Origin of the sequence: Pseudomonas sp. NBRC 111133 (assembly GCF_001320605.1) — a bacterium.
GTDB classification, from domain to species: domain Bacteria; phylum Pseudomonadota; class Gammaproteobacteria; order Pseudomonadales; family Pseudomonadaceae; genus Aquipseudomonas; species Aquipseudomonas monteilii.
This window is the reverse complement of record NZ_BCBJ01000059.1, coordinates 21,325-32,036: the sequence shown is the minus strand read 5'-3', so window position 1 is coordinate 32,036 and position 10,712 is coordinate 21,325. Positions and strand designations below refer to the sequence as shown.

Annotated in this window: 11 protein-coding genes; 6 read left to right on the top strand and 5 right to left on the bottom strand. The window is 62.4% G+C overall.

Translation table 11 applies throughout. From position 1 onward, the window contains the following. Positions 1-30 precede the first annotated feature (30 nt). The 5 genes from APH36_RS12430 to APH36_RS12410 all read right to left on the bottom strand — a co-directional run bounded on the left by APH36_RS12430 (position 31) and on the right by APH36_RS12410 (position 3,380). A complete protein-coding gene (locus tag APH36_RS12430) occupies positions 31-915 on the bottom strand; it encodes a pseudouridine synthase (protein WP_060498855.1) in 885 nt (294 codons plus the stop codon). A 51-nt stretch (positions 916-966) separates the two neighbouring features. After that, positions 967-1,275 (bottom strand): hypothetical protein, encoded by a 309-nt coding sequence (locus APH36_RS12425; protein WP_019096184.1) that lies wholly within the window; start codon positions 1,273-1,275, stop codon positions 967-969. 65 nt (positions 1,276-1,340) lie between these two features. After that, positions 1,341-1,772: a D-Ala-D-Ala carboxypeptidase family metallohydrolase gene (locus APH36_RS12420; RefSeq protein ID WP_060498854.1), complete on the bottom strand. Its 432-nt coding sequence runs from the start codon at positions 1,770-1,772 to the stop codon at positions 1,341-1,343. 88 nt (positions 1,773-1,860) lie between these two features. Further along, positions 1,861-2,100 (bottom strand): glutaredoxin family protein, encoded by a 240-nt coding sequence (locus APH36_RS12415; protein ID WP_060498853.1) that lies wholly within the window; start codon positions 2,098-2,100, stop codon positions 1,861-1,863. 71 nt (positions 2,101-2,171) lie between these two features. Beyond that, the gene (locus tag APH36_RS12410; RefSeq protein WP_060498852.1) at positions 2,172-3,380 is read right to left on the bottom strand and encodes an ammonium transporter; all 1,209 of its coding nucleotides are present in this window, start codon (positions 3,378-3,380) and stop codon (positions 2,172-2,174) included. A gap of 314 nt (positions 3,381-3,694) precedes the next feature. Here APH36_RS12410 and APH36_RS12405 point away from each other — a divergent pair, with 314 nt between their 5' ends. The 6 genes from APH36_RS12405 (at position 3,695) to APH36_RS12380 (ending at position 10,694) form a co-directional block, all read left to right on the top strand. Further along, positions 3,695-4,009 carry a YqjD family protein gene (locus APH36_RS12405; protein ID WP_060498851.1) on the top strand — a complete coding sequence of 105 codons (315 nt, stop codon included), beginning with the start codon at positions 3,695-3,697 and terminating at the stop codon, positions 4,007-4,009. A gap of 9 nt (positions 4,010-4,018) precedes the next feature. Then, positions 4,019-4,393 (top strand): phage holin family protein, encoded by a 375-nt coding sequence (locus APH36_RS12400; RefSeq protein WP_025338297.1) that lies wholly within the window; start codon positions 4,019-4,021, stop codon positions 4,391-4,393. Beyond that, positions 4,390-4,719, top strand: coding sequence for a hypothetical protein (locus tag APH36_RS12395; RefSeq protein WP_060498850.1), 330 nt, complete (start codon positions 4,390-4,392; stop codon positions 4,717-4,719). Before APH36_RS12400 ends, APH36_RS12395 begins: the two co-directional genes overlap by 4 nt. A gap of 104 nt (positions 4,720-4,823) precedes the next feature. Beyond that, positions 4,824-6,155, top strand: coding sequence for a deoxyguanosinetriphosphate triphosphohydrolase (locus APH36_RS12390; RefSeq protein ID WP_060498849.1), 1,332 nt, complete (start codon positions 4,824-4,826; stop codon positions 6,153-6,155). 277 nt (positions 6,156-6,432) lie between these two features. Continuing rightward, positions 6,433-7,050 carry a response regulator transcription factor gene (locus APH36_RS12385; RefSeq protein WP_060498848.1) on the top strand — a complete coding sequence of 206 codons (618 nt, stop codon included), beginning with the start codon at positions 6,433-6,435 and terminating at the stop codon, positions 7,048-7,050. Between the two features lie 8 nt (positions 7,051-7,058). Further along, entirely contained in the window at positions 7,059-10,694 is a 3,636-nt protein-coding gene (locus APH36_RS12380) for an ATP-binding protein (RefSeq protein ID WP_060498847.1), read from the top strand. The last annotated feature ends 18 nt before the right edge of the window (positions 10,695-10,712 follow it).

Sequence of the window (10,712 nt, the reverse complement as noted above, 5' to 3'; positions counted from 1 at the left end):
ACAGGGATAGCGTGAGCCTGATTACCTGCGTTACCAATCCAGCCGCAACCGGCTCTCGAAATACCGCTCTTCCCCGCTCAACGGGTCCTTGAAGCGCAGGCTCTGTGCCAGCAGTTTCAAAGGCCGCTGATAGTCATCTTCTTCGTTCAGCAACTGCGGATAGAACGGGTCGTTGCTGATCCCCGCCCCCAACGCCGCCATGTGCACGCGCAATTGGTGGGTCTTGCCGGTTACCGGCGACAACCCATAGCGCCACAGCTCACCGTTCTTCTCCAACACCTCGGCCAGGGTCTCGCTGTTAGCCTCCCCTTCTACCTCATGCATGCGGAAAAACGGCTCGCCATGCACCAGCCGGCTTTTGTGTACCAGCGGATACTCATGCTGCGGCATGGCTGCGGCAATGGCCTGGTAGCGCTTGTCGATACGCCGCTCGGGGAACAGGCGCTGATAAGCACTGCGGCTGTGCGGGTTGGCAGAAAACAGCACAAGCCCGGCGGTGTGGCGGTCGATACGGTGCAGCGGCACCAGGTGCGGGTTATCCAGACGACGGATCAGGCGGCGCAGCAAGGTCTGCTCGACGTATTCACCGGTTGGCGTCACCGGCAGGAAATGCGGCTTGTCGGCCACCACCAGGTGCTCATCCACATGCAGGACCGTTTCCTGCACCGGGATTGGTCGCTCGTTCGGCACTTCACGGAAATAGTGCAGACGCATACCGCGCTTGTATGGCAATTCGGCAGAAACCGCCCGCCCCTCGGCATCCAGCACCCGGCCACGGGCAAAACGGTCGAGCCACTGGGCGCGATCGATAGCCTTGAAATGGTCACACAGGCAATCGAGCACCGTCGCCCAGTTACCGGGGGGCAGGCACACCGTGCTGGCTTGCTGGCGGGCGGGGTCGAAAGGCGTGATCATGGCAGGGCTCGAAACATTCACGGCCGCGCATTATCCCCCAAGCCCGCGCACTCAACCAGCCTGGCCTATGGCCTCGCTGCGCTCCTTCAGCCAGCGCAGCACCTGCACCGGCTCCCAGCGGCCTGGGTCGTAAAGGGCGTACAGCAACCCTTGGTAACCCACTACATCCAGCCCCCGGTGGTAACCGGCACGCTGGAACAGGGCCTCGATCTCGGCGAAACAGGTATTGAAGTGGACCTTGCCGAACGGGGTACGGTCATCGGTGACCAGGCCTTCGAGGCGCAGTTCCAGCACGGCATCGGCCACCCGCTCCACGGGCATGCGGTTGACGCTGTACTTGAGTTGCTCGACGTTGAGCATGGGTTCACCTCGATACTGTATTTATATACAGCATACGAACATCCCCTTGCCGTCGTCAATCCGGTTCATTGCAGCCCCGGCAGATAGCCGCCGCCCTTGCGAACGGTCAGCACCTGTCTCCGGGGCGTGCCGCACGTCACGGACAGATGTACCCAACGATCGAATTCGAGGATCAACTGGTCGAAAGCGATGGTGCTGTTACTGATTCTGCGCACGGTATCGCGCGGGCTGACTTCAATCACCGTGAAATCTGCCGCCAGGCCCTGAACGTGCTGGCTATTCGGGGAGCCGCCGATCAGCTGGTTAACCTTCTCGCTACGGTAGCCGCTGCTGATGATGATGGGTGCGTCGAACAGCGCACGCACCTGCTCGAGCACCCCGCACAGCAACTGCAGGTTGGCGCGGGCTTGCGGCGGTGGCGTGTTATCAAAACCGTCCCTGGCGGCGAGCTGGGAAACGATCATTTCATCAAGCGTGAAATGCGGGGTGATCAACATGGCGAGGCTCCCGATGACTGAATATAGGCACCGGATCATCAGCTCACCGTCATCACCTTGGAGCAGGGACGCAGCTCCCCTGGAGCCATCACTGCGCGAGAAACGCCACCACCTGCTCGGCATCGAACGGCCAGTGCAACTCGCCGCCGTTGTCGCAGCGCCGCAGCACCGGAATGATCAGGCCATAACGGTCGAACAGGGCCTCGTTCTCGGCGATGTCGACCAGTTCAACCAGCAGGCCATGATCGACAAAGGGCATCAGCACGGCCTCGGCCACTTCGCACAGGTGGCAGCCGAGGGTGCCGAACAGTTGGCATTCAGGCAGCATGGAGTACGTTCCGGTATGGCTGGGAAAAACCTATTCTAGGTCCGTCCCGCCATCCGTGCACCTGACCTGGCTCAATCCTGGCTGGTGGCGCCAATGCGGTGCAGTGACAGGTCCGCGCCCTGGAACTCCTGCTCATGGTTCAAGCGCAGGCCATGAAACGCGCGAATTGCCCCGTACACGGCAAAGCCACCGGCCAAGGCCACAACCACACCCATCAGGCTGCCCAACAACTGGCTGGCCAGGCTGACACCGCCCATCCCACCCAGGGCTGTCTGACCGAATACGCCGCAGGCAATTCCCCCCCAGACGCCGCACAGCCCGTGCAACGGCCACACCCCCAGCACGTCGTCGATCTTCCAGCGGTTTTGCGCTGCGGTGAAGGTCCAGACGAACAGTGCGCCCGCCACCAAGCCTGTGGCCAGCGCACCGATCGGGTGCATCAGGTCGGAGCCGGCGCAGATGGCCACCAGGCCGGCCAACGGCCCATTGTGCAGGAAGCCCGGGTCGTTGCGCCCGGCCAGCAGGGCCGACAGGGTGCCGCCGACCATGGCCATCAATGAATTGATCGCCACCAGGCCGCTGACGCCCTGCAACGTCTGGGCGCTCATCACGTTAAAGCCGAACCAGCCGATGATGAGGATCCACGAACCCAGCGCCAGGAAGGGAATGCTCGACGGTGCAAACGCCACCAGCCGGCCATCGCGGTAGCGCCCGCGGCGCGCGCCCAGCAACAGCACCGCCGCCAACGCCAGCCAGCCGCCCATCGCATGCACCACCACGGACCCCGCAAAGTCATGGAACGGCGCGCCGAAGCGGGCCTGCAGCCAAGCCTGCACGCCAAGGTTGCCGTTCCACACCACACCTTCAAAAAACGGGTAGATGAACGCTACGATCAACGCCGTGGCGCACAGCTGCGGCACAAAGCGCGCCCGCTCGGCAATGCCGCCGGAGATAATCGCCGGTATCGCCGCCGCGAATGTCAGCAGGAAGAAGCACTTGACCAGCGCATAGCCATGATCGGCCGCCAGCGTCGCCGCTGGCTGGAAGAAGTTGACGCCATAGGCGATCCAGTAGCCTATAAAGAAATACACCAGCGCCGAGATGGCAAAATCGCTGAGGATCTTCGACAAGGCGTTGACCTGGTTCTTGTGGCGCACCGTGCCCACTTCGAGGAACGCGAAGCCGGCATGCATGGCCAGCACCAGAATGGCGCCCATCAGAATGAACAGGGTATTGGAACCGTGGACCAGAGAGTCCATCGCGCTGTGCATGTTTTCCATGAAATAGGCAGACCTGCTGAAAAAGGCACCAGGACAGTTCAAGAACCTGCATCCCTGCACCGAATCGGTGCCAGCCCCCTGCCCTGTTATGGCGAACCGGGCGGAGCCTGCGTGGTTTTTTCTTGGGTTTGTCGTGGATTGGGTTAAGGTTTATCGGTATTCGCTGCATGGGCGCCCTTAATCGGAGCAAGGCCCGCCGGCGGTGCCCCGCAACGTGGCAAACACTTAGCAAGGCCCATACCAGCACGGGCACTTGAACCTTCCGCGCGTGCTATCACTCGAATTACCAACACTCAATCGACAGGGAGAGACCCATGGCCAGCAAATCGGCAAAGACTGCACAAGAGATATTGATGGCTGACTTCCAGGCCTTGGTGCGCGACACCGAGAAACTTCTGGCCGACACTGCCAACCTGGCCGGCGACCAGGCCGACGAGTTGCGTGAACAGATTCACGACCGCCTGGCCCAGGCCCGCGAAACCCTGCAACTGACCCAGGACTCGGTGCGCGAACGCGGCCAGGCCGCACTGGGCAGCGCCGAGGAGTATGTGCAGGAAAACCCGTGGCAGGCGATCGGCATCGCCGCCGGCGTCGGCCTGTTGATCGGCCTGCTGGCCAACCGGCGCTGAGGGGTTCCCATGGAGAATGATGCCAACGGCGCCAGCGCCTCGGGCAGGCGCCTGGGCGCCGCCGCGCTGGGCCTGCTGCACAGCCACATCGAATTGTTCGGCATCGAATTGCAGGAGCAAAAGGGACGCACCTTGAGCCTGCTGCTGTTCGCCGGCCTGGCGCTGGTCTTTGCGCTACTGCTGCTGACGGCGCTGTCCGGGCTGTTGCTGGTGCTGCTGTGGGACAGCTATCGCCTGGCCGGTATCATCGGCCTGTGCGTGTTCTATGGCATCGCCGCGCTGTACTGCGGGCTGCGCCTGAAGGCGGCGGTGTTCGACGAGTCATCGCCGTTCGGCGCCACCCTCGAAGAACTTGCCAAAGACCGGGAGCGCCTGTTGCCATGAGCCTGCCAGACCTGCCAAACACGCGTAACCCGCGCGAACTGCGCAAGGCCCTGCTGCGCCTGCGCATGGAAATGCACCGCCAGGAAATCCGTCACGAGTCGGGACAACTGATGGAACCGCTGCGCCGTGTGCGCGGCATGGGCAGCTCGCTGCACGATGGCCTGGGGATCAAACATGCGCCCTTGTGGGGGATTGGCGCCGTGGTGGCGCTGGGCTTCCTCACCGGCAAAGGCGTGCGCAGCGGCAACCTGGCGCGCCTGGTGCGGCTGGGGAGCAGCTTGCTGCCGCTAGTGCGCCTGTACCTGCAAGGCAATCGCCGCCCCTGAGCCCCGAGTGACCCGCCCCCACCCGGGGGCGGTACCACCTTGCCCCTTGCGCAGATGCACACGACACGGGAAGCTAATGCCTTCGATGCACAGGAGACCGCGCCTTGGACTGGCACACCCTACTCACCCGTGAACGCCTGGGCAAAGCCCTCTATAGCGCCGATGAGCTCGGGCGCAGCCCCTTCCACAAAGATCACGACCGCATCATCTTCTCCGGCGCATTCCGTCGCCTTGGGCGCAAGACCCAGGTACACCCGGTTTCCAGCAACGATCATATCCACACGCGTCTGACCCATTCGTTGGAAGTCAGCTGTGTCGGCCGCTCGCTGGGCATGCGCGTCGGCGAAACCCTGCGCGACAGCCTGCCGGACTGGTGCGCCCCCAGTGACCTGGGAATGATCGTTCAGTCGGCCTGCCTGGCCCACGACATCGGCAACCCGCCTTTCGGCCACTCCGGCGAAGACGCCATTCGCCACTGGTTCCAGCAAGCCGCCGGGCGTGGCTGGCTGGACGGCATGAACGACGACGAGCGGGCCGACTTCCTCAACTTCGAAGGCAACGCACAGGGTTTTCGCGTGCTTACCCAGCTGGAGTACCACCAGTTCGACGGCGGCACCCGGCTGACGTATGCCACCCTCGGCACCTACCTCAAGTACCCCTGGAGCGCGCGCCACGCCGACGCCATGGGTTACAAGAAGCACAAGTTCGGCAGCTACCAGAGCGAACTGCCCCTGCTCGAACAGATCGCCCGCAAACTGGGGCTGCCACAACTGGAAGACCAACGCTGGGCGCGCCACCCGCTGGTGTACCTGATGGAGGCCGCCGACGACATCTGCTATGCACTGATCGACCTCGAAGACGGCCTGGAAATGGAGCTACTGCAATACGCCGAAGTCGAGGCGCTGCTGCTCGATCTGGTCGGTGATGACCTGCCGGAAACCTACCGCCAGCTAGGCCCACGCGACTCGCGCCGGCGCAAGCTGGCCATTCTGCGTGGCAAGGCCATCGAGCACCTCACCAACGCTGCCGCCCACGCCTTCGTCGAGCAGCAGCACGCCTTGCTGGCCGGGCAACTGGCGGGCGACCTGGTCGAGCACATGCACGGCCCGGCCAAGCGCTGCGTGCTGCAGGCCAAGGACATGGCGCGCAACAAGATCTTCCAGGACAAGCGCAAGACCCTGCACGAAATCGGTGCGTACACCACCCTAGAGATTCTGCTGAACACCTTCTGCGGTGCAGCCCTTGAACAGCATGGTGGGCGCACACCATCGTTCAAAAGCCGACGGGTGCTGGACCTGATCGGCAACAATGCGCCAGACCCACATACCTCGTTGCACAGTGCCTTCCTGCGCATGATCGACTTCATCGCTGGCATGACCGACAGCTACGCCAGCGAAATGGCCAGCGAAATGACCGGGCGCTCCAGCCCTACGTGAGTTGTGCCTTCGGTGCAGCCTGCCTCGGCTGCACCGCTCATTGCAGGAAACTTCCTACATATACTGACGGCAAATTAAACAACACGAATAAAAATCAATGAAAAGTTACCAAATGCGCTTTGACATCGAGTTAAACATACCCATTTCGTAGCCGGTTTTGTTTTATCTTGTAAGCCATTTCCCATATAGGGCTAACAGCCCATCCTCGGATGCCCGTCGACTTCCAACTGCGATAAGGTGCCACCTGTCACCCTAAACGACCGCAGGGAAGTTGAACATGCACTCCATATTTATTGTTGACGACCATCCGGTCATTCGCCTGGCCGTCCGTATGCTGCTGGAAAACCAGAACTACAAGATCGCCGGCGAGTCGGACAACGGCGTGGATGCCATGCAGATGATCCGGGAGAGCAACCCCGACCTGGTCATCCTCGACATCAGCATCCCCAAGCTAGACGGCCTGGAGGTTCTTGCCCGTTTTCAGTCGATGGCCCTGCCCTTGAAGGTTCTGGTATTGACTGCACAGTCCCCGGCATTGTTTGCCGTGCGCTGCATGCACTCCGGTGCTGCGGGTTACGTGTGCAAGCAAGAAGACCTGGGTGAACTGCTCAGTGCGATCAAGGCGGTGCTGGCTGGATATAACTATTTTCCCAGCCAGGCTATCAATAACAACCCGACTACCGGCACTGACTTGCAACTTTTCCGCCAGGTGAATGACCGCGAACTGATGGTACTGCAACTCTTCGCTCAAGGCCGCAGCAACAAGGAAATTGCCAAAGGCATGTTTCTCAGCAGCAAAACCGTCAGCACCTACAAAAAGCGGCTCATGCACAAGCTTCAGGTCAACACGCTGGTGGACTTGATCGAGATGGCCAAGCGCAACGCGCTTGTCTGAAGGTAGCCATGGCCCGCACTATCGCCCGCCTGCTGCTCGCCCTGCTGCTTTCAAGCAGCGCGACACACGCTACCAATCGCGAAGCATCGTCCTACACGTTGCTGGCACGTTCATCGGCCGGGCCGGCCCAGATCCTGTTCACGCCCGAACAACGGTTATGGCTCGAAGGCCGTCAGGAATTGGTACTGGGGACGTCGGCACCCGACTACCCGCCGTTCGACATCACCAGTGGCGGCCGCGACTACCAAGGCCTGACTGCCGAGTATGCAAGCCTGATCGGCAAGGCCCTGCAGTTACCCGTCCGGGTGCTGCGCTTTTCCAGCCGGCAGGCGGCGGTGGAGGCGCTCAGGCACGGTGATATCGATTTGCTCGGCAGCGCCAATGGTTACGAAGCGGCCAACGACGGTCTGGCGCTGTCACAGCCCTATGCCATCGACCAGCCGGTACTGGTAACGCGCGAAGATGAAAACCGGGCGATAGACACGGACCTGAACGGCATGCGCCTGGGCATGCTCTACCACTACCTGCCCAAACAGGAAGTCCTCAGCGCCTACCCCAAGGCCGAGCTGCTGGCCTTCGGCTCTTCCAGCCAGGCACTGAATGCCGTGGCATTCGGCCAGGCCGACGTGTTCATCGGCGACACCATCTCCACACACTACCAGCTCAATCGCGGCCACCTGCCACGCCTGCGCATGGCCAACTTCGGCAAGCACGAGGCCATCGGCTTCGGCTTTGCCTTGCGCCAGCAAGACACACTGCTGCTCGAGCTGGTGAACGTTGTCCTCGACAGCCAGACCCCAGCCATGCGCACCAGCATCTTCAAGCGCTGGAGCGCTGGCAGCGACCAACTGCTGAGCGACCGCCAACTGCAATTGAGCGAGGCCGAGCAACAGTGGCTGCAGCAGCACCCGGTGATGCGCGTGGCGATTGATGACACGGCTGCACCCCTCTCGTATTTCGATGATTCGGGGCATTTTCGCGGCATCACTGCCGACCTGCTGGAGCTCATCCGCCTGCGCACGGGGTTGCGCTTCGAAGTACAACGTGCCAGTGGCATTGCCGACATGATTGCCCGCCTCAAGGATGGCCGGGCCGATGTCATCGCCGCATTGGCCAGCGCCAGGGCGGCGGGGGACGATCTGCTAATCAGCCGCCCCTACCTGGAAAGCGCCTATGTACTGGTCAGCCACAAGGACAACAAGGCACCGGGCTCGCTGGAACAACTACAAGGGCACCGCATCGCCATTACCCGCTACAGCGCCATGGATGCCATGCTGTCCCGGTACTATCCGCAGATCGGCTGGGTCGAGACCGAAAGCGCGTTCTACTCCATGGCGCTGCTCAACAGTGGTGCCGTCGATGCAGTGATTACCACCCTGATCGATGCCAACCACGCCTTGGCCAGCAACCCGGAACTGGTGATCCGCTCGACGGTGGGCAGCGAACCCGCCAACTTCGCCATGGCCACCATGGCCCCTTCACCGGCCCTGCTGTCGATCCTCGACAAGGCACTGCTCAGCATCTCACCGGAAGAGCTGGGGGTTATCAACAACCGCTGGCGCGGCTTTGGCCGGCACGAAGACAGCAACGCCAAGGGTTATAGCCGCCTCGCCCTGCAGGTGGTGCTGGGCACTGCCGTGCTTCTGCTGCTGGCCTTGCTCTGGAACGCTCGCCTGCGCCTGCAGATTCGCCAGCGCCACCGCGCCGAACGCGCCCTGAACGACCAACTGGCATTCATGCGCGCCCTGCTCAACGGCACCCCCCACCCCATGTATGTGCGTGACCGCGAAGGCTGCCTGAAAAGCTGCAACTACAGCTACCTGGAAGCCGTGCAGGCCCAGGCCGATGAGGTCATTGGCAAGCAGCTCGAAAACAGCCTGTTCGACAATCCCGAGCAAACCCGTCAAATTCAGGCCGATTACCTGAAAGTCATGGCCGCCGGATCGCCGTTGATCATGGACCGCCCCCTGCGGATCAAGGGACGCGAGTTGACCATTTATCACTGGATTCTGCCGTACCGCGACTCACTGGGAGAAATCCAGGGCATCATCGGCGGCTGGATCGACATCAGCGATCGCCGCCAGCTGGTGCTGGAGCTGCGCCAGGCCAAACAACAGGCCGACGATGCCAACCGCGCCAAAAGCACCTTCCTGGCCACCATCAGCCACGAAATACGCACGCCGATGAATGCCGTGATCGGCATGCTCGAACTGGCGGTGAAACGCGCCGACCAAGGTCGGCTGGACCGTAGCGCACTCGAGCTTGCCCACCATTCGGCCAAAGACCTGCTGGGCCTGATCGGCGATATCCTCGATATCGTGCGCATCGAGTCCGGGCACCTGACCCTGGCGCCGGAGGCCGTAGACCTGGCCGCATTGGTGGAGTCGGTGGGGCGTATCTTCGAGGGCCAGGCACGCCAGAAAGGCCTGGCACTTGAGGTAATGATCATGCCAGCAGCGCGCTGCCATGCCTTGCTCGACCCCCTGCGCTTCAAACAGGTGCTGTCCAACCTGGTCAGCAACGCCATCAAGTTCACCGAGCATGGCCAGGTGCGTATCAGCGCCGACCTGCGGGACACCGACACCGGCACGCCCGCCGTACTGCATCTGGAAGTGCGTGACAGTGGCATCGGCATCCACGCCGACGACCTGCAACGCCTGTTCACCCCGTTCGTCCAGGCCAACCCGCATAGCCAGGGCGCACGCGCAGGTACCGGGTTGGGCCTGACCATCTGCCGTAACCTGTGCGAAATGATGGGTGGCGACCTGACCCTCAAAAGCCTCGAAGGGGTTGGCACCCAAGTCTGCCTGAAAATGCCGCTGCAACTGGTTGATGCACACGTGCAGCCGGCACCTCTGATCGAAAAGCTTGATGTGCCCGACCCGCGGCTGAACGTGCTGGTGATCGACGACCATCCGGCCAACCTGCAACTGATGGCGCAGCAGCTTGCCTACCTGGGCCTGGAACACGCCAGCGCCCGCGATGGCCGTGAAGGCCTGGCTGCCTGGCGGGCGGGCAACTTCGATGTGCTGGTACTTGACTGCAGCATGCCGCACATGAACGGCTACCAGCTGGCGACAGCCGTGCGCACCGAAGAGCGCCATGGCAACCGGCCACGCTGCACCATTCTTGGCTATACCGCCAACGCTCAACCAGAAGTACGCCGCAGGTGCCTGAGCGCCGGCATGGACGACTGCCTGCTCAAGCCCATCAGCCTGAGCACCCTCAGCCAGCGCCTGGCCGGCATCAACCCGCGCCGGCAGCGCAAACGCCGACGCCCCCTGTATCACCTGGATGGCCTGGCTGCAGTGGTTGGGCATGACCCCGCCGACCGCCGGCGTTTTCTGCAGACGCTGCAGCAGAGCCTGCAGGCCGATTTTTCCACCTTGATGGCGCTGCACCCAGAGCACGACGCCGATGCCATTGCCGAACAGGCCCACAAAGTGCTCAGCGCCGCGCGCATGCTCGAAGCCCCCGACCTGATGGCCGCCTGCGAAGCACTGGAGCCTGGTGGCTTGCCTACTGTCCAGTTGCGCCTGCGGCGTCAGGCACTGGCGCGGCACATGCGGCGGGTGGAGCTGGCGCTGGCTAAAGAATTGCCCCCAAGCACCGATACGCAGGCAGCCAGCCGTGTTAACTGGTAGACTGCGCGGCGTTATTAC

What these genes read in the sequence shown, in the direction of transcription:
- APH36_RS12430 (WP_060498855.1), bottom strand. Translation starts at nt 915, where the DNA reads ATGATCACGCCTTTCGACCCCGCCCGCCAGCAAGCCAGCACGGTGTGC.
- APH36_RS12425 (WP_019096184.1), bottom strand. Translation starts at nt 1,275, where the DNA reads ATGCTCAACGTCGAGCAACTCAAGTACAGCGTCAACCGCATGCCCGTG.
- APH36_RS12420 (WP_060498854.1), bottom strand. Translation starts at nt 1,772, where the DNA reads ATGTTGATCACCCCGCATTTCACGCTTGATGAAATGATCGTTTCCCAG.
- APH36_RS12415 (WP_060498853.1), bottom strand. Translation starts at nt 2,100, where the DNA reads ATGCTGCCTGAATGCCAACTGTTCGGCACCCTCGGCTGCCACCTGTGC.
- APH36_RS12410 (WP_060498852.1), bottom strand. Translation starts at nt 3,380, where the DNA reads ATGGAAAACATGCACAGCGCGATGGACTCTCTGGTCCACGGTTCCAAT.
- APH36_RS12405 (WP_060498851.1), top strand. Translation starts at nt 3,695, where the DNA reads ATGGCCAGCAAATCGGCAAAGACTGCACAAGAGATATTGATGGCTGAC.
- APH36_RS12400 (WP_025338297.1), top strand. Translation starts at nt 4,019, where the DNA reads ATGGAGAATGATGCCAACGGCGCCAGCGCCTCGGGCAGGCGCCTGGGC.
- APH36_RS12395 (WP_060498850.1), top strand. Translation starts at nt 4,390, where the DNA reads ATGAGCCTGCCAGACCTGCCAAACACGCGTAACCCGCGCGAACTGCGC.
- APH36_RS12385 (WP_060498848.1), top strand. Translation starts at nt 6,433, where the DNA reads ATGCACTCCATATTTATTGTTGACGACCATCCGGTCATTCGCCTGGCC.
- APH36_RS12380 (WP_060498847.1), top strand. Translation starts at nt 7,059, where the DNA reads ATGGCCCGCACTATCGCCCGCCTGCTGCTCGCCCTGCTGCTTTCAAGC.